General features: G+C 53.2%; 22 protein-coding genes. 3 read left to right on the top strand and 19 right to left on the bottom strand.

The genetic code is table 11. From position 1 onward, the window contains the following. Positions 1-2 precede the first annotated feature (2 nt). From FHS30_RS06095 to FHS30_RS06075, 5 genes are all read right to left on the bottom strand, one after another. The gene (locus FHS30_RS06095) at positions 3-1,502 is read right to left on the bottom strand and encodes a Wadjet anti-phage system protein JetA family protein (RefSeq protein WP_183909468.1); all 1,500 of its coding nucleotides are present in this window, start codon (positions 1,500-1,502) and stop codon (positions 3-5) included. Positions 1,503-1,531: 29 nt separating this feature from the next. Next, positions 1,532-1,690, bottom strand: coding sequence for a DUF3012 domain-containing protein (locus FHS30_RS06090; RefSeq protein WP_183909466.1), 159 nt, complete (start codon positions 1,688-1,690; stop codon positions 1,532-1,534). Between the two features lie 9 nt (positions 1,691-1,699). Continuing rightward, positions 1,700-2,680 (bottom strand): porphobilinogen synthase, encoded by a 981-nt coding sequence (gene hemB / locus FHS30_RS06085; RefSeq protein WP_183909464.1) that lies wholly within the window; start codon positions 2,678-2,680, stop codon positions 1,700-1,702. A gap of 74 nt (positions 2,681-2,754) precedes the next feature. After that, positions 2,755-4,131: a cysteine--tRNA ligase gene (cysS, locus tag FHS30_RS06080; RefSeq protein ID WP_183909462.1), complete on the bottom strand. Its 1,377-nt coding sequence runs from the start codon at positions 4,129-4,131 to the stop codon at positions 2,755-2,757. Positions 4,132-4,178: 47 nt separating this feature from the next. Next, on the bottom strand, positions 4,179-5,849 hold the full coding sequence (locus FHS30_RS06075; RefSeq protein WP_183909460.1) for a glutamine--tRNA ligase/YqeY domain fusion protein: 1,671 nt from the start codon (positions 5,847-5,849) through the stop codon (positions 4,179-4,181). Between the two features lie 121 nt (positions 5,850-5,970). Between FHS30_RS06075 and FHS30_RS06070 the strand changes: the two genes are divergently transcribed. Together FHS30_RS06070 and FHS30_RS06065 are read left to right on the top strand one after the other, a co-directional pair. Further along, positions 5,971-6,465, top strand: a complete 495-nt coding sequence (locus FHS30_RS06070; RefSeq protein ID WP_183909458.1) for a peptidylprolyl isomerase — start codon at positions 5,971-5,973, stop codon at positions 6,463-6,465. Between the two features lie 16 nt (positions 6,466-6,481). Beyond that, the gene (locus tag FHS30_RS06065; protein ID WP_183909456.1) at positions 6,482-7,216 is read left to right on the top strand and encodes a UDP-2,3-diacylglucosamine diphosphatase; all 735 of its coding nucleotides are present in this window, start codon (positions 6,482-6,484) and stop codon (positions 7,214-7,216) included. 53 nt (positions 7,217-7,269) lie between these two features. On the opposite strand, the gene FHS30_RS06060 is transcribed toward FHS30_RS06065, so the two are convergent. Both FHS30_RS06060 and FHS30_RS06055 read right to left on the bottom strand, forming a co-directional pair. Beyond that, complete coding sequence (locus FHS30_RS06060) at positions 7,270-7,917, bottom strand: MiaE family protein (protein WP_183909454.1); 648 nt, start codon at positions 7,915-7,917, stop codon at positions 7,270-7,272. Between the two features lie 43 nt (positions 7,918-7,960). Beyond that, positions 7,961-8,407 carry a DUF1289 domain-containing protein gene (locus tag FHS30_RS06055; RefSeq protein ID WP_183909452.1) on the bottom strand — a complete coding sequence of 149 codons (447 nt, stop codon included), beginning with the start codon at positions 8,405-8,407 and terminating at the stop codon, positions 7,961-7,963. Between the two features lie 398 nt (positions 8,408-8,805). Between FHS30_RS06055 and acnB the strand changes: the two genes are divergently transcribed. Continuing rightward, positions 8,806-11,430, top strand: coding sequence for a bifunctional aconitate hydratase 2/2-methylisocitrate dehydratase (gene acnB, locus FHS30_RS06050; RefSeq protein WP_183909449.1), 2,625 nt, complete (start codon positions 8,806-8,808; stop codon positions 11,428-11,430). A gap of 64 nt (positions 11,431-11,494) precedes the next feature. Here the strand turns inward: acnB and FHS30_RS06045 are convergent, their stop codons facing one another. The 12 genes from FHS30_RS06045 to zipA form a co-directional block, all read right to left on the bottom strand. After that, a complete protein-coding gene (locus FHS30_RS06045; protein ID WP_183909447.1) occupies positions 11,495-12,142 on the bottom strand; it encodes a TetR/AcrR family transcriptional regulator in 648 nt (215 codons plus the stop codon). Positions 12,143-12,243: 101 nt separating this feature from the next. Then, positions 12,244-13,386 carry a patatin-like phospholipase family protein gene (locus tag FHS30_RS06040; protein ID WP_183909445.1) on the bottom strand — a complete coding sequence of 381 codons (1,143 nt, stop codon included), beginning with the start codon at positions 13,384-13,386 and terminating at the stop codon, positions 12,244-12,246. A gap of 144 nt (positions 13,387-13,530) precedes the next feature. Then, complete coding sequence (locus tag FHS30_RS06035) at positions 13,531-15,141, bottom strand: AMP-binding protein (protein WP_343048930.1); 1,611 nt, start codon at positions 15,139-15,141, stop codon at positions 13,531-13,533. 110 nt (positions 15,142-15,251) lie between these two features. Continuing rightward, the gene (locus FHS30_RS06030) at positions 15,252-15,581 is read right to left on the bottom strand and encodes an SCP2 sterol-binding domain-containing protein (protein ID WP_183909443.1); all 330 of its coding nucleotides are present in this window, start codon (positions 15,579-15,581) and stop codon (positions 15,252-15,254) included. Positions 15,582-15,600: 19 nt separating this feature from the next. Then, positions 15,601-17,400 (bottom strand): acyl-CoA dehydrogenase C-terminal domain-containing protein, encoded by a 1,800-nt coding sequence (locus tag FHS30_RS06025; RefSeq protein WP_183909441.1) that lies wholly within the window; start codon positions 17,398-17,400, stop codon positions 15,601-15,603. 149 nt (positions 17,401-17,549) lie between these two features. Further along, positions 17,550-18,593 (bottom strand): AraC family transcriptional regulator, encoded by a 1,044-nt coding sequence (locus tag FHS30_RS06020; protein WP_183909439.1) that lies wholly within the window; start codon positions 18,591-18,593, stop codon positions 17,550-17,552. Positions 18,594-18,602: 9 nt separating this feature from the next. Continuing rightward, positions 18,603-18,848 carry a hypothetical protein gene (locus FHS30_RS06015; protein WP_183909437.1) on the bottom strand — a complete coding sequence of 82 codons (246 nt, stop codon included), beginning with the start codon at positions 18,846-18,848 and terminating at the stop codon, positions 18,603-18,605. A gap of 25 nt (positions 18,849-18,873) precedes the next feature. Next, complete coding sequence (locus tag FHS30_RS06010) at positions 18,874-19,728, bottom strand: HAD family hydrolase (protein WP_183909435.1); 855 nt, start codon at positions 19,726-19,728, stop codon at positions 18,874-18,876. Between the two features lie 4 nt (positions 19,729-19,732). Beyond that, positions 19,733-20,164, bottom strand: coding sequence for a hypothetical protein (locus tag FHS30_RS06005; protein ID WP_183909433.1), 432 nt, complete (start codon positions 20,162-20,164; stop codon positions 19,733-19,735). Positions 20,165-20,235: 71 nt separating this feature from the next. Next, positions 20,236-20,859, bottom strand: a complete 624-nt coding sequence (locus FHS30_RS06000) for a transglycosylase SLT domain-containing protein (protein WP_343048929.1) — start codon at positions 20,857-20,859, stop codon at positions 20,236-20,238. Then, on the bottom strand, positions 20,856-22,889 hold the full coding sequence (gene ligA / locus FHS30_RS05995; RefSeq protein WP_183909431.1) for an NAD-dependent DNA ligase LigA: 2,034 nt from the start codon (positions 22,887-22,889) through the stop codon (positions 20,856-20,858). Before ligA ends, FHS30_RS06000 begins: the two co-directional genes overlap by 4 nt. Before the next feature lie 86 nt (positions 22,890-22,975). Beyond that, entirely contained in the window at positions 22,976-24,022 is a 1,047-nt protein-coding gene (zipA, locus tag FHS30_RS05990) for a cell division protein ZipA (protein ID WP_183909429.1), read from the bottom strand. Positions 24,023-24,102: the final 80 nt, after the last annotated feature.

Genomic DNA, 24,102 nt, shown 5'->3' with positions numbered 1-24,102 from the left:
TGCTAAGAAGCCTTAGTTTGATCGATCAATTTGACTACAAACCCTTCGCGAAGTGCGAAATAAGGGTCAGCCTCGATAACCGGTGAAAATTTTTGTACGCCATCAATATGAGACTCGACGGGCCCAACGACCAAGGTGTGGCCCGTTTCAAGCGACACGCCATCAATGCTTACGAGGTGTGCTAGAGACAGTAGATCTCGGGCATCATTGACAACCAACTCGCGGCTATCCACCTGCCCTTTATCCGACAGTTGGGCGCTAACATAGTCGCGCATTTGGTGACTCGACACATGAAAGGCCTGATCTAAAATTTGTGCGATATGCTGTGCTTGTTGCGCACTGCTGTCTAAGTCTGGAGCCTCGTCCACTTGAGCCCTAACCACCCGCTGAGCAGCGCGAGTTCGCAACTGAAATTGCTCCGCTGCCAGCCAGCCGGCGCGCGCATTGATCCATTGCTGCCCCAACATATCCAAGGCTGCATCCTGCTCCTGTTCAGACAACTTCCTCAACCCCTCACACGCCTCTACAACCGGGTGCGTAGATTGATTGTGTAGATAACTAAGTTGTCGAATAATCATATCCGCGCGCGCGGTAAAATTATTTAGCGCTCGCCGGAGTGCTGGCAACATAATATCGCACGCGCTGCGCAGACGCTCTTCTATGGCGTTAAGCAAATTTTCCAGTAGGGATTGACCTTCTACAACACGCTTAGGCAACAACTTTCTCAGTCGTTGCTCCATCACCGTTTGCCACAAAAGGCCCGCCTGCTCACCCTCACCACCAAACTTGCGACGCCGTCTAATCTGACGAACGAGATGTGAGATTTGATCTCGGTACTTCTCGACACTGTCTGCCGATAAACGCACCTCTAAATCCGGCTTAAACACCGTATCTATGAAGTCAAAAAATTGGTCAGCGGCTTGCTCCACCAACTGCCGCGACTCAACCTCACGCACCAATTGCAGGCGCCGCTCCTCAAGCTCAGCAATGGTATCGGCAAAATCACTAATAATGCGCTCGGAATATTCATAGGCGTCGAGCAGATCATACACCTCACCGTTATCAAGAAATGCCTGCAAACTATTTCGAGTATTGCGGGTGTTGCGATTGCGGGAGCGATAATCGATTGCACCACTTTCTATAAATGGCTGGGTAAACGCGCGGCCCATGCGAGTAAAACCATAGTGGCTTTGCAAGGTGGCCTCATCGAGCTGGCGCTCGAGCCAGCCGTATTCCAACAAATTGTTGAGAATAAAGCCTGCCAGTTCGCGCGCATTTTTGAAGCGGCCTTCCGGCCCACCATCTTCGTGATCGAGTACCGGGGCACGCGCTATCGCTTCAATGAATACATCGACGATAAAGTCTCTGCTACGCCCTTGCCCGTAACCCGACAGGTCAGTATATAGCCGCTGATAAAGTAGCCGGACACACTCCACCACCACTTCACGGTATTTACCCACGAGCGGTCTAAAAAAATGGAGGCGTTGATCAGAAAAAAACATTGATCAGCGAAACAATGACAGGGGCAAGATTACTTAAAGACGCAATGTTTGGCGTAATCTTTAGCTTCGTTGGCAGTCCAATCACCCTTTGGCTTTTCCGCCATAGACTTACACCAAGCGTCACTGCCCACTTTTGGCGCACAGGCAACTAGGCTAAAAACGACCAACAATAAGAATAAGTTTTTCATACAACAAGTTTACTCGTGTTTTTGGCTCAGCCATTCAATGGCCTCGAGCGCGTAATAGGTAATAATCAGGTCTGCACCGGCACGCTTAAAAGCCAACAACGACTCCATTGCGACCGCTTTCTCATCGATTACTCCAGCGGCGGCTGACGCCTTGATCATGGCATACTCACCACTGACCTGATAAACCGCTAGCGGTAAAGAAGAGTTTTGTCGAATATTGGCCAACACATCCAAATAGGCCATGCCGGGCTTAACCATTAATAGGTCAGCGCCTTCCGCCTCATCTAACATCGACTCCGCCAACGCTTCACGCCCATTGGCAGGGTTCATTTGATAGGAGGCACGTGTGCCTTTAAAGGTACTATCTACCGCATCGCGAAACGGACCGTAAAACGCGGACGCGAATTTGGTGGAATAGGACATTACGGGAATGTGGCTAAATCCCGCACCATCCAAGGCTTCACGAATAGCGCCAATCATGCCGTCCATCATTCCAGACGGGGCGATCATGTCGGCACCCGCACGTGCTGCAACGACCACCTGCCGCTGCAAATTGCTGAGCGTTTTATCGTTGTCTACATCATCACCCGCGACCATACCGCAATGACCGTGCTCGGTGTACTCACAAAAGCAATTGTCACTGATGACAAGCATATCTGGCGCCGCCTCTTTGGCGGTGCGCAACATGCGCGCCATTAAACCCTGCTCTGACCAAGAGTCACTGCCACAATCATCTTTGTGCGTGGACACGCCAAATAATATCACTGCGCGCACACCCGCCGACCACGCCGCTTTTACCCGTTGCGCCAATTGATCTTCGGGATAGCGAAAAACGCCTGGCATTGACGCCACAACAACGGGTTCGCGAATATCCTCTTCGACGAAAATAGGCAACACAAAATCGGTGCTCTGCAAGTGCGTTTCTTGCACCAACGAGCGCAGCGTCTGGGTGCGGCGCAACCGTCGAAATCGAAAGTCGGGAACATACATAGAGCAATCCTTTATCAAGCGCGATCAAATTTAACTGCTGCGCACACCGCTAAGCTGTGCCAATTCACCAATCACTAGGCTTCACGCCGCCAGCGCGTGCCTTCTTTACCATCTTCCAGTACCACCCCCTGCGCTTTTAACTCGTCGCGAATTTCGTCACAACGCGCCCAGTTTTTTTCAGATCTCGCTTGATTGCGCTCGATAATAAGGGCATCAATCGCCTCGGCCGTTATATCACCTTCGCCGCCAGCCGTTAGCCATGCCTCTGGAGATTTCTGTAGCACGCCTAACATGTTGGCCGCAGCGATCAAGTGTGACTTCAGCTCCGCCTTTTCATTGTCGGCAGCTTTATTCAATGCCTTGGCCATAGCGTGCAGCTCGCTGATGGCTTGGGGGGTATTCAAATCGTCTTGCAACGCCTTGAAAAAATCTGTCTTTTCAATATTTACAGGCTCGACAGGAATCTCTGAAACCCCGCGCAAAGCGGTATAGAAACCATCTAAATTGGTTTTTGTTTGCTCTAGCAATTCAGCTGAAAAGTCCATATCTGAGCGGTAGTGCGCACTCAGCAATGCCAGTCGCAACACCTCCCCATCAAACTTCTCCAATAGTTCACGCACTGTGCGGAAGTTGCCCAAGGATTTGGACATTTTCTCGCCATCGATATTCACAAATCCATTGTGCATCCAATAATTTACAAAGGGCCGACCATCATGGGCGCAGCAACTTTGTGCTATTTCATTTTCATGATGGGGAAACAGCAGGTCTTTGCCGCCGCCATGAATGTCTATGGTTTCCCCCAGATGCTTTTTAATCATTGCCGAACATTCGAGATGCCAGCCTGGGCGCCCTTTACCCCACGGGCTATCCCAGCCTGGCTCACCGTCGGCAGAGGGTTTCCACAACACAAAGTCACCGGCGTACTTTTTATAGGGTGCCACTTCCACACGCGCGCCCGCCAACATGTCTTCCAGGGAACGATTGGACAGCTTGCCGTAATCCTCCATGGATTGAACGGCAAACAGTACATGCCCTTCAGCGGCATAGGCATGGCCCTTCTCAATCAGCGCCTGAGTCATGTTGATCATGTCGTCAATGTGCTGCGTTGCATAGGGAACAAGGGTGGGCTCTAGGTTGTTAAGTGCGGCCATATCCTTTTGGTATTCGGCAGCATAGCGGCTGGAAACCTCACCAATATCCACGCCTTCATCCTGCGCGACCTTCATGATCTTATCGTCAACATCAGTAATGTTGCGCGCATAGGTCACCTTAGGGTAGAGCCGTTGAAGCACCCGAAATAACGTATCAAATACAACCACTGGGCGGGCATTACCAATATGCACTAAGTTATATACGGTGGGTCCACACACATACATTTTCACGTTAGATGCATCGAGCGGTGTAAACGCCTCTTTCTTGCGGCTATATGAGTTGTAGACCTGCAGTGACATACGGATTCCAATCGTTAATCTAGGGTGTATTCAAATGAGCTAACGCGTTAAACCTTGTTTGCCCAATTATCTTTCAAACCAATGGTGCGATTAAACACCAATCTATCAGCGCGCGTATTTTTACTGTCTAAACAGAAGTAGCCAGCGCGCTCAAACTGATAAGCCTCGCCCACTTGCGCGCCAGCCAAGCCAATCTCTGCTTTTGCCCCTGAAATAATTTGCAGCGACTCTGGATTGAGCGCATCCAAGAAGTTTTTATCTCCACTATCTGGAGACTCATCGTTGAACAAACGATCGTACAATCGCACTTCGCAATCGACATTCTGGGTAGCGGACACCCAATGAATGACGCCGCGCGGATTAACGCCCTCAGGTGGGTTAGCACCGACGGTATCAGGCACTAGCGTCGCGTGGACCTCTATAATATTGCCATCGCTGTCTTTAACAACATCGTTGGCTTGAATAATGTATGCGCCACGTAGCCGTACCCACTCGCCCAAGACTAAGCGCTTGAACTTCTTGCGCGACAAGCTGGTATCTTCAGTGAAGTCTTCGCGTTCAATAAACAACTCACGGGTAAACGGCAGCTTGCGCTCCCCCATCTCTGCATTATTCGGATGCACCGGCTGAACCATTGTTTCGGCATCGCCATCAAAATTAGTGACGACTACTTTAAGCGGTTGCAATACACACATGGCGCGCGGCGCCGATTCATTCAGTTGATCGCGCACTGCAAATTCCAACATGCCAACGTCGACAGTACTGGCAGCTTTGGTTACGCCAATCATGTCGCAAAATTTTCGAATGGCCGCTGCCGGATAGCCGCGCCGACGCATACCCGAAATTGTCGGCATGCGCGGGTCATTCCAGCCGTCCACATGGCCCTCGTCTACCAGTTGCTTAAGCTTGCGCTTAGAAGTCACGGTGTAATTCAGTTCCAATCGTGCAAATTCATACTGACGTGGCTTGGCGGGCACGGGCAAATTTTCAATGAACCAATCATACAATGGGCGATGATCAGCAAACTCTAACGTGCAAATAGAATGCGTGATGCCCTCGATGGCATCTTCCTGCCCATGGGCAAAATCGTAGTTGGGGTAGATGCACCACTTATCACCGGTTTGATGATGATTCATTTTACGTATGCGATACAAAATAGGGTCGCGCAAGTTCATATTGGGCGCCGCCATATCTATTTTGGCTCGCAACACGCATGCACCCTCGTCGTACTCACCGGCGCGCATCTTTTCAAAATCTGCGAGATTTTCTTCAATGCTCCGGTTACGGTAGGGACTGTCCTTACCCGCCTCTTTCAAATTTCCGCGGTAGGCGCGCGCTTCATCAGGTGACAAATGGCACACATAGGCCTTGCCCTCTCGAATAAGATGCAGCGCCCACTCGTACAAGGTATCGAAGTAGCTTGAGGCATATTTGATCTCGCCATCCCATTGGTAACCCAACCAGCGCACATCTTCGACGATGGCATCCACATACTCCTGGTCTTCTTTGCCGGGATTGGTATCGTCAAACCGCAAATTACAGCGCCCACCAAACTCCTCTGCCAGACCAAAATTTAAACAGATGGCTTTGGCATGCCCAATGTGCAGATACCCGTTGGGCTCTGGCGGGAATCGAGTGACAACTTCGGTGTGTTTCTTATCAGCCAAGTCTTGGCTGATGATGTGCTGTAGAAAATGCTGGGGCTTAGTGTCTGACATGAGAGCTCAACATAGGGTGAAATCGGGCACGCTCGGTTCACGGGCGCGGACAAAGCGCGTATTATAGCCGCCTCCCAAACAGGCAAACACCTGTTTCTAGGCAGAAATTTGAGGAAAAGCCATGATTACCCTGCAAACCAACTTCGGCAACATTGTTATAGAGCTGGATTTCGAAAAAGCGCCTAAATCGGCTGCCAACTTCAAGCAATACGTCGAAGAAGGCCACTACGATGGTGTGATATTCCACCGCGTCATTGATAACTTCATGATCCAGGGCGGCGGCTTCACCCCCGATATGGAGCAAAAGCCCACCCGCGACCCCATTGAAAATGAAGCCGATAACGGCCTGTCGAACGAAGTGGGCACCTTAGCCATGGCCCGCACCATGGACCCACACTCCGCCAGTGCGCAATTTTTCATCAACGTCAAAGATAACGGTTTCCTAAACCACACCGGCAAAAACATGCAGGGCTGGGGCTACTGTGTCTTTGGCAAGGTCGTTGAAGGCATGGAAGTGGTTAACCAAATCAAGGCAGTAAAAACGGGCAACAAAGGCGGTCACCAAGACGTGCCGGTCGAACCCGTCATCATTGAAAAAGCGACTGTTAACGGCTAAAGGCTACTAACGACTAATGGCTACGCTTTTTATCTCAGACCTGCATCTGGATGCAAAACGCCCGGCAATCACCCAGGCGTTTTTGCACTTTTTACAGAACCAAGCCAAGGGCGCCGACGCACTCTATATATTGGGCGACCTATTTGAAGCATGGATTGGCGACGATGACGATGCGCCACTGGCCACAGAGGTCCAGCGCGCACTCAAGCAGTACAGCGCGCTAGGGCACCCCCTCTACATCATGCAAGGCAATAGGGACTTCCTATTGGGTGATGGCTTTTGCACCCATACCGGTGCAACCCTGTTGGAAGACCCGACCACAGTCGACCTTTACGGAACACCCACCCTGCTCATGCACGGCGATACACTCTGTACGGACGATGTGGATTACCAAGCATTTCGAGCGCAAGCCCGCAGCCCACAGTGGCAGGCGCCACTACTCGCGCAACCGCTCCCCGTCCGGCGCCAGCTGGCGGCTGATATCCGCAGTAAGACCCAATCATTGGCGGCTATGAAGGCGGAAGACATCATGGATGTTAATCGCGACGAAGTCATTCGAGTTATGGGTGCTAACGCGGTAACCCGCCTGATTCACGGCCACACCCACCGCCCCGCCCGACATCCTGTCGCACTGCCAAGCAACGCCGCAGGAGAGCGCATTGTGCTGGGTGATTGGCACAACGCACTTTGGTACTTAACGGTCGACGCACACGGCTGCGAATTACTGAGCGAACCCATCGCAGAAAGCTGACAGCCACCCTCTGCGCCGGACCAACCCTATACCATGCGCTCGAAGCTTGCGGACTAGCCCGGCACGCCGCTGTGAAAGCGGAAGCTGGTATCCGTTGATTCAATCAGTTTTTGCTCGAGCGTTAAAAAGCGCTCCAATTGTCGCTCGATCACACTGGCTGACTCAAGGCGGGCGGCAAGGCCCAAATAATCTTGATAGTGGCGGGCCTCTGACTTGAGTAGAGACAAATAAAATTTTTGAAGCTCGGCATCCAAATGGGGCGCCAAGGCTTCAAAGCGTTCACAAGAGCGCGCTTCGATAATTGCGCCGATGAGCAGGGTATCAACCAATTTTGCAGGCTCATGGGTACGCGCCGCAGCCCGCAACTCCCCTGCATAGCGAGCCGCACTCAGCTGCTCGTAGGTGACTTGCCGCTTTTTCATAAACCCCAGCACCTGCTCGAAGTGGCGCAACTCCTCCCGCGCCAAACGCGACATCTTGTTGAGCAACGCAAAAGCAACGGCGGGCGCCAAGTTGTATGGACCCTTGTCGCTGTTGTTCATACCGTACTTCCACATCAGCCCCTGCGCGGTTTGCGCCGCTTTTAGCTCGCAATTTGCGTGATCGATGAGCAGTATTTCGGGAGCTTGTAGCGCTGCGTTGATCCAGCCCTCCGGCGTGGCACAATGCAAGAATTCTCGTATTTCGGGTATCGCGGTCATAGGCGGGAAACTTTGGCGTCAGCAACTCAAAAAGGCGTGCATTCTAGCAGGCAGACAGCCCCGGGGCGATATAGGCATCATAATAGGCAACCGACAAGGCGTAGTAGTCGGCATCCATGTTGGCTTTAATTTCTGTTGGCGTGTGGTTGGTGAGCAGCGTCAACCCAAATTGGGCAGGGTCTTTAATTTGGCTGGCCCCGGCGCGAAATAAATCGAACACCCAACACAATGGCGGGCGATCATCTCGATAGCGCACCCGCTGAAGCTCTAGTTGCGACTTCAGCAACCCCTCATCGTTGATGACAACATAGCGAGCCACCACCTGCACTAAAAATTGGGTCAGGCGCTGCTCAATAATTCGACGCTGATCGTGGTCGTAGGCGTTCCAGTCGATAACCTCATGGGCAAACCGTTTGCACCCGCGACAAACGCTGTCGCCGATACCAGTAGAGCAAATGCCAATACACGGGGTTTTTATGGGTTTAAACATGATGCTGACGCTTACCGATGTCCTACTGCGCGGGGGCAAACCATACCTTAGTCACCCCGTTAAAATCCACAGGCAATCGAAGCGAGCGGTGCTATGCTTAGGCCCTGTGCGGAGGCGCAGTCAACCGCCCTTACTCCCATTCACAGAATGAATAGTCAGTATGTAAGTGGTTGATTTACTTAGGGTCCACTTAACATCGACCGGCAAGTCCGGTAGAATTCCCGCCCCGCTGAGAGCCAAAATCTGAGGCTCGCAATTCAGGCTTGTTGGCCGCACCTAGCTATCGCGTGCCACTTGCCCACGCATTACCCGATTCCTTGCCTTACCCGGCGAGGCCAAGAAAGCGTCCCTAGCCAATTGCCAGGTGCTTTCACTCACAGAAATAGAGGAAATTCATCGTGCTTGAAGCCTACCGTAATCACGTTGCAGAGCGCGCCGCCGAAGGTATACCGCCAAAACCATTGGACGCAGAGCAAGTAGCGGCCCTGGTTGAGCTGCTAAAAAACCCACCGGCCGGCGAAGAAGAAACGCTGCTCGACCTGATCACCAATCGCGTGCCGCCAGGTGTAGACGAGGCTGCCTACGTGAAAGCTGGCTTCCTCTCTGCAATCGCCAAAGGCGAAGCGAGCTCACCCCTGATTGACGCTGAATCGGCGGTCCGGTTGCTGGGCATGATGCTGGGCGGTTACAACATCGAAACGCTGGTATCCCTGCTCGACGATGACAAGCTGGGCGCTGCCGCTGCCAAAGAGCTCAAGCACACCCTGTTGGTATTTGATGCCTTCCACGACGTGGAAGAAAAAGCCAAAGCCGGCAACGCACACGCCAAAGGCGTCATGCAATCTTGGGCCGATGGCGAGTGGTTTACCAATCGACCCAAAGTGCCCGAATCCACCAAGATGGTGGTGTTTAAAGTCACCGGTGAAACCAACACTGACGATCTGTCGCCCGCCCCCGATGCTTGGTCACGTCCCGACATTCCGCTGCACGCCAATGCCATGTTCAAAATGGCTCGCGATGGCATAACACCGGATGAAGAAGGCGCGCGAGGCCCCATTAAGCAAATCAACGACATTAAATCTAAAGGCTTGCCCGTAGCCTTTGTCGGCGACGTTGTGGGCACAGGTTCGAGCCGTAAGTCTGCCACCAACTCTGTATTGTGGTTCTTTGGTGACGACATCCCAGGCGTCCCCAACAAGCGTGCTGGCGGTGTCTGTATTGGCAACAACGTAGCGCCAATTTTCTTCAACACCATGGAAGACGCCGGCGCCTTGGTATTTGAAGCCCCCGTAGATAACATGAACATGGGTGATGTGATTGAAATTCGCCCATACGACGGCAAAATTTTGAGTGAAGATGGCAAAGTGCTGTCAGAATTTGAACTCAAGTCCGACGTTATTTTGGATGAAGTACAAGCCGGTGGGCGCATCCCGTTGATCATCGGCCGTGGTCTCACGGACAAAGCCCGCGCCTCGTTGGGACTTGAGCCCGCCAACCTTTTCCGCAAGCCAGAAATGCCCAAGTCATCAGACAAAGGCTTTACACTGGCGCAGAAAATGGTCGGCCGCGCCTGTGGTCTACCGGAGGGCACAGGTGTTCGTCCAGGCACCTATTGCGAGCCTAAAATGACCACCGTTGGCTCTCAGGACACCACCGGCCCAATGACCCGCGACGAACTGAAAGACCTAGCGTGCCTAGGCTTCTCTGCCGATCTCACCATGCAGTCATTCTGCCACACGGCAGCCTACCCCAAGCCCGTGGATATCGACACTCAGCACTCGCTGCCTGACTTCATCATGACCCGCGGCGGTGTTTCACTGCGCCCAGGTGATGGCATCATTCACAGCTGGTTAAACCGCATGTTGCTGCCCGACACCGTGGGCACCGGCGGCGATTCACACACGCGCTTCCCGCTGGGCATCTCCTTCCCTGCGGGCTCAGGATTGGTCGCTTTCGCTGCAGCTACCGGCGTAATGCCGCTGGATATGCCTGAGTCTGTGTTGGTGCGCTTTAAGGGCAAGATGGAGCCGGGCATTACGCTGCGAGACTTGGTGCACGCGATTCCGCTATACGCCATTAAAGAAGGCCTGCTCACCGTCGAGAAGAAAGGCAAGAAGAACATCTTCAACGGTCGCATTTTAGAAATTGAAGGCTTGCCAGATTTGAAAGTCGAACAAGCTTTCGAATTGTCTGACGCCTCTGCCGAGCGTTCAGCGGCGGGCTGCACCATTAAACTGGGTCAAGAATCCATCGCGGAATACCTGACCTCTAACATCACTATGCTGCGCTGGATGATTGAGCAAGGCTACGGCGATGTACGCACGCTCGAGCGTCGCGCACGCAAGATGGAAGCTTGGCTGAAGAATCCAGAATTAATGGAAGCCGACAAAGATGCCGAGTACGCTGCCGTTATCGAAATCGATCTGGCAGAAATCAAAGAGCCCATCGTGTGCTGCCCGAACGACCCTGACGACGCCAAAGTGCTGTCCGATGTTGCGGGTGACAAAATTGACGAAGTGTTTATCGGTTCATGTATGACCAATATCGGTCACTTCCGCGCCGCCGGCAAATTGCTCGATGCCACCAAGGCAGAGTTGAACACGCGCCTCTGGATTGCGCCGCCCACCAAAATGGACGAGCACCAGTTGATGGAGGAAGGCTACTACAACGTATTTGGCCGTGTCGGTGCACGCACCGAAATGCCAGGCTGCTCATTGTGCATGGGCAACCAGGCGCGCATCGCGCCCAAGTCCACCGCCATTTCAACCTCCACGCGCAACTTCCCGAATCGCCTAGGCACCGGTGCCAATGTGTATTTGGGCTCTGCGGAACTGTCCGTGGTTGCGGCGATTTTAGGCAAGCTGCCAACGCCTGCAGAATATTTGGAATACGCAGGCAAGTTAGACGCAATGAGCGGTGAAATTTATCGCTACCTCAACTTCAACGAAATTGAGTCCTTCCAGAAGTCGGCGGATGAAGGCAAGCGAATTGCCGCCATCCAAATCGATGAAGTGGCCGTTTAGGCCACCCGCTAAACCATAAAAAAACCCGCATTATGCGGGTTTTTTTATGGCTAAAGACTATCGGCTAAGCATCACTCGGCAGCTCCATAATACAGGTGAGCAAGCGCTTGAATTGCGCATAAATTTCATCGCGATTGACCTCGCCGGTGGTCAAGCCAAAATATTCCAATCGCTGTAAAGCGCCAAGCAACAGCGCGGCATCAGCCTGAGGTACGGGCGAACCCAAGCGCTCACAAAAAACCTCAAAGCCACTCTCAAATCGACGGCGCAGTTGTACAGCGCTCGCGCGCATTTCGGGATCCAAATGCAGGTCGTAGAAAAACGTCATTTCCAGCACCAACCCACTGGGTCGGTGGCGAATCATGTCGCACACATAATCCGTGGCAAACTTAGTGAGATGGTCCCGCAGTTGCTGGCGCTCAAGGAGTGATTCAGCGGGGGCGTCCTGCATATACTGCAGTAACTTTTCCCACGTACTTTCGACTTCATGCTCAACTTTACTGCGATAGAGCTCAAATGATTGGGCGATGAGATCCTTCAAGTCCTTGAAGTAGTAGGTGGTCAAGGACAAATTTACGCCCGCCTCTGCCGCGACCGCTCTATGGGTAACTGAATTGTGCCCGTTGCGCACAATGAGTCGTAAAGCGGCTTCGAGTATCTCCCGCCTTGTTTGCTCGCCCTTTGCCCGACGAGATTTCACTGCTGCATTCATCGGCAAACTCCCTCACGTAAGCCAACGCCCGAAATACCCAAGGCCAAATAGTTAATCCATTGTACAGAAAGTCACACACTTCGCCTAAAGATGAGACGAAATCAGGACGTAAACCCGAAGAAAGTACGAACTGCGTCGGCCTCCCACATGGTGTCTTGGTAACCAAGCTCAATGAGCTCCGAGCAAAATTCGGGGGCAAATAACAAATAACTGGCCGCCGTGGCACCGCCGCCCTTGGCGGTGGCGCCGGTAGAGCTAAAAAACCAGCGCATGGCCTTAGGCAAATACCGCACCTTGCGCCCGGCGATTTTATCCAGCTCCTGCGACGGCGAGATAATTAAGCTGTCAACAGTGCGCAGCGGTAGCCCCGCAGCGGCCCGCTTATCTTCTGGCACCATATTGAGTAGACGATTAACCCGCTCAAGATGCTCAATATCAGACTCCATGCTGTCCACAAACGCGGCATTAAACAGGTGGCCTAATATTTGTGCGATGGAGGGTGAATGCCTAACAGGCCGCCGCTTACCCCAATGCTCGGGGTTGCGATTGCCGCTCACACCCACCACAAACACCCGATCAGCCCCTAAATGCAGGGCTGGACTGATTGGCGCCAACTGGCGCACCGCGCCGTCGCCAAAATATTCTCGATTAATGCGTACTGTCGGGAAAATAGTAGGAATCGCCGAGGAGGCAAGCAAATGCCTTGCGTCCAGCGCGGTGGGCGTACCAATTCGATGATAGCGTCGCCACCCCTGTAATTCTGGCCGCCCCTGAAAGAAGCTAACAGATTCCCCTGACGAATAGCCCATAGCAGTGACACACACCGCATCCAAATCGCCGGCGGCAATGGCGGGGGCAATGTGCTTAAAGGGGATTTTGTCGTGAATCAATTGGTGCAACGGCGAATTATCGAGCAGTGCCAGAGGCTGATTGCGCCCCACCCCTTCGTTGAATAGCGAAAGGCCAATTTTACCTACACCTTTGAGCAAATCACTGAAATTGTGTTTATAGACCTGATCGACGGTGAGGTTTTGCCAAATATCCACCAAGTTGGCCACAGATTCCCGAAATTGACCCGGGTGACTGGCGATAGCGAGGGCATTTATCGCACCGGCTGATGTACCACAGATGATCGGGAATGGATTGGTAACCGAAGCTGGGAGCAGCTCAGCCAGCGCTTGCAATACGCCGACCTGATACGCTGCACGCGCGCCACCGCCCGAGAGAACCAACGCATTTTTCATAACTGCCCAATCACCTAACAAATGCTTTTCGTCTCCGCATCATAGCAGAGTGGCATTAAAAGGCGTCACTATCAGGATAGGACTGTTCACCACTGAGTTGGATTCGCAATAAAAAACGCCAGCTCAGCGCTGGCGTTTAACATACTAGGCAGCAGGCTTTAATTCGCGCCTGAGTATTTTTCCAACATTTGATTTAGGCAATTCGGTGCGAAATTCTACGCTGCGGGGCACCTTGTAGGCCGTCAGGTTTTTACGACAAAATTCGATGACATCCTGTTCAGTTAACGCCGGGTCTGAGGACACCACAAACAATTTGACCTGCTCACCACTCTTCGGATCGGGCAAACCTATGGCCGCCGCTTCAACGATATCACCGTGCATGCACACCACATCTTCGATTTCATTGGGGTATACATTAAAACCCGACACAATAATCATGTCTTTTTTGCGATCGACAATGCGCACATAGCCATCGTCTTGAATCACAGCCATGTCACCGGTTTTGAGCCAACCCTCAGCGTCGAGCACCTTGGCTGTCTCCTCTGGGCGCTGCCAGTATCCCTTCATCACCTGAGGACCGCGCACACACAATTCACCGGGCTCACCGGTGGGCACTGTGTTGCCAGCCTCATCCACCAATTTAAGCTCAGTGGCGGGCACGGGTAAGCCAACTGTACCCTGTTGAATAGCACTGGGCGGATTAACGGTCACAACCGGCGACGTCTCAGTCATGCCATAGCCCTCGCTTACCACACAGCCAGTTATATCGTGCCAGCGTTTCGCGGCCTCTTTAGTAAGTGCCATGCCGCCCGAGGCAGTGGTCCGCAATGCGGAGAAATCCAGCTGGGCAAACCCTTGATCACGACACAGCGCATTGAACAAGGTATTCAACCCTACAAATCCCGTGATGCGCTGCCCCTTCAACATTTTTACGAACGCGGGAATATCGCGTGGGTTGGGAATCAAAATCGTCTGGCAGCCCGCTGCTAACAACGTCATACAATGCAATGTAAACGCATAGATGTGATACAGCGGAAGCGGTGCTACAAATAACTCCTTGCCAATGTGAATCCCCTCGCCCAACATTTCGCGCACTTGTTGCATGTTCGCCACCAAGTTCGCGTGTGTGAGCATTGCACCTTTAGCAACACCGGTCGTACCACCGGTGTATTGCAATACCGCCACATCATTGGGTTCGTGCGCAGAGGGCTCATAGCGCGACAGGTCTGTACCGCTAAGGGTTTGACGAAAGCTCACTTGGTTGGGGAACTGCAAATCGGGCACATCGCGTTTGATGTATTTCAGTACACTATTAATCAACACCCGTTTTATTGGGTGATGCAGATCACCAATTTCCGTAACAATGACCTGTTCGACCGATGTTTGTGCAATCACTTCAGCCGCACTTTTACCAATATTTGCCAACACCACTAACGCTTTTGCGCCGGAATCGTTGAGCTGATGCAAAAGCTCACGTGGGGTATACAGTGGGTTGGTGTTGACCACGGTCAGGCCCGCGCGCAAAGCACCAAATACAACCACTGGGTACTGCAATATATTGGGTAATTGAACTGCGATTCGATCGCCGGGCTTAAGACCGGTTTTTTGCTGCAAATAACAAGCAAACTGCAGACTAAGATGATCCAGCTCGGCGTAAGTTAGGGTACGACCTAGGCAAGTAAATGCGGGGTTGGCTGCAAAAGTTTCGCAGGCTTTATTTAACACTTCAACCACAGTGCTGTTGGTATCGATCACGTGTCCTCCTGTACCGTCACTTTTATCGTTATCGGCCGTGAGTAATATCGGGTGAGCCGTTATAAACCGCCCACTAGTTGTTTTTCTATAACGCCAAGAATCAAAGCACCCTATTCTACTACAGGTGCAAAGATATCGATCAATCGAGATGCTAGTGCCAGGCTCCCTCGCACCTTGATATGTCCAAACATGAAGGCTTGCATGCCGCCCACGCGACCGTGAAACAGGTCCTCTAACGTTTGCCACTCCATTGTGATGGTTAAATCTGCAGGCGCGACCGCTTCGCCGGCGTGAAACGCCAGCTTACCGTCGCAGATGTGCATATAGAAATTACTGCCATCGGGAATGACATACTGAAACAGCGAGTCGAGACCAGCGGCCTCTGAAGGCCGAAAGCTAGCTTCGAATCGCTGCTGCAGTTGTTGGAACGAGAACGCCACAGGTAGCTAGTGTCCGATATCAGAACGCGAAATGTTCTGTATCCATTTCCATGAGGCTACCTGCGCCAGCTTTAATGGTTTCCACTAGGCCGCGCGTACGTGGCAGTATGCGCTTGAAGTAGAAGCGCGCGGTCTTGAGCTTGGCCTCATAAAACGCAGCGTCTGTGGCACCCGCATCCAGCTTGGCCTGCGCGTCGGCCGCGGCCAGCGCCCAGAAGTATCCGAGCGTTGCGTAGCCTGAGTACATCAAGAAATCTACTGACGCAGCGCCCACTTCGTCGGGGTTTTCCATGGCGAGCATACCAATGTGCATGGTCAGATCGCCCCACTCTTTATTGATGGCGGTCAACGGCTCAACAAACTCTGAAACCGCCGCGTTGCCTTCATTGGCCTTACAAAACTTGTGCACAATCTTGGTAAATCGCTTGAGTGATTCGCCGTTGGTCATGAGAACCTTGCGGCCCAGCAAATCCAATGCCTGAATACCCGTGGTGCCTTCATACAACATAGAGATACGCGCATCGCGCACATTTTGCTCCATGCCCCACTCAGAAATATAGCCGTGGCCACCGAAGCACTGCAGACCCAAGTTGGCCGCTTCAAAGCCAGTTTCGGTGACGAATGCTTTGGCAATGGGCGTCATGAATCCTAACAATTCATCAGCCGCTTTGCGGGCCTCTTCGTCTTCAGCGCGATCGACAATATCCACTTGTTGTGCAGTGAAATAGATCATCATGCGCGCACCTTCTGCTAACGCTTTTTGCGTCAATAGCATGCGGCGTACATCTGGATGCACAATGATTGGATCTGCGGGACCATCTGGGTTTTTAGGGCCAGAAAGTGAGCGCATTTGCAGGCGATCACGGGCGTATTCCAAAGACTTCTGGAATCCCACTTCCGCGTGTGCCAAGCCCTGTAAGGCGGTGCCCACGCGAGCGGTATTCATGAAGGTGAACATGCAGTTCAGGCCTTTGTTGGGCGGCCCAATGAGGAACCCTTTGGCGCCGTCAAAATTCATGACGCATGTTGAGTTGCCATGGATACCCATTTTGTGTTCCAGCGAGCCGCACTTCACTTGGTTGCGATCACCCAGTCCACCGTCGGCATTGACGTTAACCTTGGGCACGATAAACAGAGAAATGCCCTTGGTGCCAGCCGGAGCATCGGGCAGGCGCGCCAATACAATGTGAACAATGTTCTCCGCCATATCGTGCTCGCCAGCAGAGATGAAAATTTTGGTGCCAGTGATGCTGTAGGAGCCATCGGCATTGGGTTCTGCCTTCGTTCGCAACATGCCTAAATCGGTGCCGCAGTGTGGCTCGGTCAAACACATGGTGCCGGTCCAGCTACCTTCAACCAGCTTGGTCAGGTAGTGGGCTTTTTGCTCCTCAGTACCGTGTGCTTCAATCGTGTTCATCGCGCCGTGCGACAGGCCTGGATACATACCCCACGACCAGTTCGCCGAGCCCACCATTTCACTTAAAATGGTGCCCAGCGATTGCGGCAGGCCTTGGCCGCCGTATTCCACGTGGTGACACATAGAGGGCCATCCGGCCTCTACATACTGCTGGTAGGCCTCTTTAAAGCCGGTGGGCGTCTTAACTTCGCCATCATCCCATTGGCAGCCTTCTCGGTCGCCCACGGCATTCAGTGGCGCCAAGACGTTTTCACAAAACTTTGCGCCTTCCTCGATGACCGCGTTTACCACATCGGGGCTAGCTTCTTCGCCGCCTGGCAATGACTGGTAGTGCTGCTCATAGCCGAGCAGCTCCCACATTACATATTGAATATCACGCAACGGGGCCTTGAAATCACTCATGTCATAAACCTCAGGTTATTCGATTGGGTATAGCCACAGAATCCGGTATTCCGCCTTGGCTCTCAATAGCGAAATCAACCACTTTGGCTGACATTTTTAGGCGGGCAGGACAATAGTGTAGGCAGAAATTAGCGCGACGGCGGGCCAGTTCAACCCTTTTCGAGGCCTTTTCGGTATTCCCCGGGGGTCACCCCGGTCCACTTCTTAAACGCCCGGAAAAAGGCGCTGGACTCATCGAACCCCAAGCGCTCAGCAATACAGCTATTGGTGAGCTCAGGACAGCTTAGGTAGTGAAACGCGGCTTCCATCCGGCACTCATCCTTCAGGCGCTGATAGGAGGTGTGCTCGGCTTGCAGTTTGCGGCGCAAGGTGGTGACCGACAAGTTCAGGCGCGAGGCAACGGCTTCGGCACTGGGCTGATTGCCGCTGACATCTTTTGACAAGATGGCTCTCACCTTGGCTTTGAGGCTTTGCTGGCTAGCGTCGCTAATCACCAGGTGGTACGGCGCAGAGCGAACGAAGTCCATCAAGGTGTCTTGGTTCTGCACAATGGGGGCATCTAAATAGCTGGCGTCAAACTCAAAGCCGGTGAACGGCTGCTCAAAATGTAATTGCGCTGGATAGCACTCCGCCATCTCGCGAAACTCATCGGGGCAGGCAAACGCAAAATATATCCCATTCAAAGGAATCTCTCGGCCAATGAGCCAGGCATTGAAGCGCTGCCACACCGCCAAACTGGTGCGCACTTGGTTGGGGGTTGCCGACTGCACCATTTGATCAAATTCAGCCTTCGAAACCGAGCTAATACCGCACATCTCTACCCGCGCAATACCCGGCGTCACTTCGGACAGCTTGGAACGCACTAAAAAGCCGCGGCAAATTTCACAAAATTCGCCCGCCCGAACGATGGCTTGACGCAGATTGGCCGCTTGAATCACCGTTAGACACAGCAGCCTAAAAGACCCCAAACGAACCTTTCCGCCACTGAACATTCCAAAACATTCGTCTTGCATCACCTGCATGACGCGCTGGTAAAGTTTGCCGTACTTGAGCGCAGAAAAGGCGCGGCCCGGGCTGAGCTCCACTTCATCAATGGCTAGCTCCGCCATCATTTCAGCACGATTTCCGCCATTTTCAGCGAGCGTATGCAGCAAGGTCGATGCGTATTCGCTGGGAACGCTGACGTCAGCCATAACGTGAGATTAATCTTTTCGGGTGAATGAATGGCGCACTTTGCGCCAAAGGTGCGCAATGGAATGTGCAGTAACAACGGTAATTGCCGCGGCCAACATTATCAGCAGCAGCGCCAACAGGCTCGCCAAGCCAAAACGCAGGGCCTCGCTGAGCGGTAAGTCCCACGCCAAAATAGCGGCCAGCACGAACGCAAGACAAGCGCCTAGGCTAACAGCAAACGAGCCCCTCTTGCGGAAAAAACGTCCAATAATCATTCATCATCCAAATAGTTACTATTGACTAGGCGCGCGCCAGTAGTCGAGATATGGCATAGGCTACGCCATCTTCGCATGACGAGCGAGTCACAAAATTGGCTGCAGCTTGCACCTGTGCGCTGGCATTGCCCATGGCAATGCCGAGTCCTGCGGCCTGCAGAAATGCCATATCAGAGCCCCCATCGCCAAACGCGACCACAGCCCCTGCAGAATGGCCCAAGCGCGCTAGCAGGGATTCAAACAACCCTGTCTTATTCACAGACCCTGCCACCACGCTGGCAAATTGCCAATGGGGCCGCGACGGCAAGTGGGCGTAGGCGAAGTGCAGCGATGTAAATTGTGCCTCCAAGGCCAACAAGCCTGCGGGTACGCGCCGCGTATCGACACCCAACAACAATTTATAGGCCGGCCTGAGTGGCCACTGATCGGCAGGCACGATGTGCGGTTTGACACCCAAATGGCGAGCGTGCTCACTGACGATATCACTCTCATAGGCAGTGCAGTAGTGATCCTCGTAGTAGATCTCACAATGCACATCACAGGCCGTGGCCACTTCAACCACCGAGCGCCATTGCGCCGGCTCCAAACACTGATCGGCCAATAGCGTACCGGCAAAATGACACAGTGCACCGGTATAAAACACATGGGGGCCATCGAGCTTAAGCCGCTGTTGCAGTGCGCTTACGGCAAAGGGCGGACGGCCAGTGGCAAAGGCCGTGCGAACACCGCGCGCCTTTAGTGCAGCAATCGCAGTGCAGGTAGCTTCGCTCAAGTGCCCGTCGCGATCCAATAACGTGCCGTCCACATCGAAAAACGCCATGCGCAGCGGATTACCTGCCCAATCAATTGGCGGCAGGTGGTCTATTGACGGGGTATCCATGAATTTAGATGTGCAGACCGCCTTCGTGGCTCCATTCGCAGCGCACCGATATGCCACCACTGCCGGGGGCGTGATAGCTGCCGTTAGACTCCCAAGTGAAGGTGTGGGTGCCCGACAATTCGGTTTCTAAATGCACCGTCGCGCTCACCCAATACATACCGGATAAGAGGTCTTCAAACTTTGCCAACCACTGCTCCCACTCATATTCAACGGCCTTGTAGGAAGCTCCGAAATGCATGACATCGGTGTGATATTGACTCATGGTGTTTTCCACCACGGGCAGCGAAAACATGTCGCGACACAGAAACGGCCAGTCGTCAGCATCGGGCAATGACATCATGGCGCTGGCGTTGGTCTTGCGACGCTCGCTATCGCCCAGTGCACCGCACACATCCTTGATGCAGCCGTATACGATAGACTCTTGATCGTTATACATAGCACTCAACCTCTATGATTATTCTGCCGTCACTCTACCCAAAAGCGTGGCGTGCAACAATGACCGCTTCTTCAAAACGGCCACCAAGATGATTTAAGCCGCTCTTCACAGCCCGCGAGTTGCGCGCGGTAATTGTTGGCCCGCCGCGAAACTTTTTTGGCTACATTCATCAGCCATGCTTTTTTGCGGTAAGTCCGCCGCTTAAAGCCACCGTGACCCTCGTGGTATGCCAAATATAAATGGTAGGTGTCATTCGGTTTAATGTTGGCTAGACGGCCACTCTGGTAGTTGTACCAGCCAATAAAATCGACAGCATCGCTAAAATCATCGCGGCTGGCCCAGCCGTTACCGCTGTTATTCTGGTACCACTCCCAGGTTTCATCCTTTGCCTGTGAGTAACCGTATGCGCTGCTTGCACGGGGCCCAGGAATAACCCACAAAATCTTGGTGCGCGGTGGCTTGGCTTTCGCCACAAAGCGACTTTCTTGATGCATCATTGCCATCAAGGTGGGAATGGGCGATCGCCAACGCTTTTCTGCCGACTTCGCCTCGTCGTACCAGTCGTCTTTTTCGTAAAAAATATCACACAGGTTATCTGGATTTCTTGGCGGCGATGTCGTGCACCCGACTAGCAGCAGCAATAGGCCGAGCGTCAATGCCCTGCCCGTCACAGCCAGATGTTGTTTGCATTTCACTCAGCTTCTCCCCACGCCGCCAATTGAACTAAAAACTCCGACTCATTCAACACCGGAATATCCAGTGACTGGGCTTTCGCAAGTTTTGACCCCGCGCCTGGGCCCGCCACAACACAATGCGTTTTAGCTGAGACACTGCCTGACACTTTGGCCCCGAGTGCCAACAATTTTTCTTTCGCTTCGTCTCGAGTCATCTGCTCGAGTGTGCCGGTGAGCACCCAGGTTTGCCCCTGTAGCGGCAATGCGCTCTGCAGTGCGGGCTCCTGTTCCGGCCAGTGCATACCAGCACGCTGCAAATCTTCTATTAACGAGGTATTGCGAGGCTCTGCAAAAAATTGCGCGATACTGGCCGCAGACACCGGGCCGATATCATTTAGCGCGAGCAAATCCGCCTCTGTGGCCTGCACTAATGCAGTCAACTTGCCAAAATGACTGGCCAGCGCCCTCGCCGTTGTTTCGCCCACTTCGCGAATACCTAAGCCAAACAAAAATTTTGCCAAGGTGGTGGATTTGCTCGCCTCAATTGACTCCAATAAATTGTCAGCAGATTTTTCACCCATTCGCTCGAGCGCCAACAGGGCTTCGCGTTTTTCTGACAACCTATAGAGGTCAGCAATGGAGGCCACCAATCCTTCATCAACCAATTGCTCGACCAATTTATCGCCCAGCCCATCGATATCGACGGCTTTGCGCGATACAAAATGCTTAATGCCTTCCTTCACCTGAGCCGGACACAAAAGCCCACCAGTACAACGTACTGCGGCCTCCCCCTCAGCCTGCATCACTGGTGACTCGCAGACCGGACAACTATCGGGAAATGCCACGTCACGCGCATCATCCGGGCGACGATTTGCAATCACCGATACTATTTGCGGGATCACATCACCCGCGCGCCTGACGATAACCGTGTCGCCAATTTTTACCCCCAAGCGCTGAATTTCATCGCGATTATGCAGGGTGGCGTTCGATACCGTGACTCCGCCCACAAAGACCGGCTCCAAGCGCGCCACCGGCGTAATAGCGCCAGTACGGCCTACTTGAAACTCAACATCGAGCAGGCGAGTCATTTCTTCTTGCGCAGGGAATTTGTGGGCGATGGCCCAGCGCGGCGCCCGCGCAACGAAGCCCAAGGTGTTTTGCAGCGCGCGGCTATTGACTTTGAAAACGATACCATCGATGTCATAAGGCAATTGACTGCGCTTTTCGCCCAGTGCTGAGAAATAATCCAGGCATGCGTCAATTCCCGTCACCGCACGCATTTCAGGGTTGATCAAAAAGCCCCACTCACGCAACGCAAACAACACATCGGTATGCCGATCTGGCAGCGCGCCCTCAACCTGGCCAACGTTATAACAACAAAATTCCAGTGGGCGCGACGCGGTAATCTTAGGGTCCAGTTGGCGCAAGCTGCCCGCTGCGGCATTGCGTGGATTGACGAAGAGTTTTTCATCCCTACTGCGGGCCAGATCATTCAGTCGCTCGAATCCCACCTTGGGCATGTAAATTTCTCCACGCACCTCGAGCAGCGGGGGATATTGTTCGCCCAACAATTTTAACGGTACCGAACCGATGGTGCGCACGTTGGCGGTAATGTCCTCGCCAGTGGCGCCGTCACCGCGCGTCGCGGCCTGAACCAACACACCGTCGCGGTACAGGATACTCACGGCGATGCCATCCAGCTTTGGCTCGCAGGCAAATTCAATGGGTGCATCTGATTTCAAACGGTCTTGCAAGCGCCTATAAAAATCGCGCATATCCTGCGCATCAAAGGCGTTATCCAAGCTCAGCATGGGTAATGCATGAGTCACTTGGGCAAAAGCGCTCATGGGCTTGGCGCCCACTCGTTGCGAGGGGGAGTCTGGCGTAACCCATGTTGGATTGGCCGCTTCGATGTCCTGCAGCTTGCGCATCAAGCGATCGTATTCTGCATCGGGCAGCGCGGGATCATCTAAGACGTAGTAGCGGTAATTGTGATAATTCAGTTGGGACTTTAAGGCTTCGTAGTCCGCAAATAACTTGTCAGAGGCCATAGTGCTCTTGTCATTGTTGTGGGCGTGAGCAAAACCGCACCGCCGGTGCGGCTGCTGTCATCGTAACCGGGTGCGCGCAAAGCGCATTATGACCGCGCGCGCTCCAATTGCCGCTTGCGCTCAAATTCTGCAACGCGTGCGCGATTGTGTTCGATAGTCTGCTGCGTAAGGGTACTGAGCTGATCGTCGCGCAACTCGCCGCCCAATTCCTGCGACAGCTTACGCGCGGTTTTCACCATGGCCTCGTAGGCTGGCAAGCTATCAGCATCGCTCGGAAGCGTCATGAACAGACTTAACCCGGGGGTATCGGTGTCATCCATTCGGTGTAAATCGAAAACGCCAGGCTGCACCATATTGACCAAACTAAACTGGATGGGCCCCTCCCCAGCGGCGTCCTGATGCATGTGAAAAATCTTCCTTGAACCAAAGCGCATGCCGGCACCCAAAATCGCCTCTTTTATGGCTTTGCCCACAAACACTTCGCCTTTCGGCGCCATCACCCGCACCACAAAAACCTCTTCAGGTTCGTCGGCATCTTTAACTGTCGGCTCGCGCGGATCGCGCGACACTGACTCAGGGCGGCCGGAAAACAGCACGCGATCGTAGGCGTCGTCATCAATGTCGCCATCGCCGGCCAGCTCCTCGGTGACGGCTCCCAACTGAGGCTCACGACGCTCCGTGACATCGTCTGACGTCAAGTCACTGTGGTCGTCGGCGGGCACCGACTGAAAATCTTGCTCAGAAATATCAGCGCTTGACTTTGCACTTGGCGCCTCATCCACATCCATCAACAAGGGCACTTGCTGATTCAAATCCAACTCTTCCTGTTTGGCCGGTACAACCTTCGCCGACTTAACGGGGGCTGATTTTGGCGGCGCCTTGGCGACTGTTGCGCGCGGCTCAGCTTTTGGCTTGCTCACCTTGGCGCTGGCAACGTCACGCTTACTCACCACGCGCGCCCCACCATTGGGCAACTCACTGCCGTAGGCTTCTAGATCGTCTTTCTGTATGCCTTTGTGCATAGACAATGACATACGCATATCATTGCGTTTAGCCGCGCGCATACGGCGCAGGCCGTCGAGTAGCACACCTATTATCAAGCAGGCAATAATGACTGTTAACCATTCACGCATAGCGAAATTCCTTCCTCGCGTTGGCAGTGAGTGTAAGCATACTGGCTGTCATTCAATTCACCAAACCCGCACCTATAGTC

Origin of the sequence: Simiduia aestuariiviva, assembly GCF_014192475.1 — a bacterium.
GTDB classification, from domain to species: Bacteria; Pseudomonadota; Gammaproteobacteria; order Pseudomonadales; family Cellvibrionaceae; genus Simiduia; species Simiduia aestuariiviva.
Note: the sequence above shows the minus strand (reverse complement) of the source record. Positions and strands in the feature narration are given on the sequence as shown.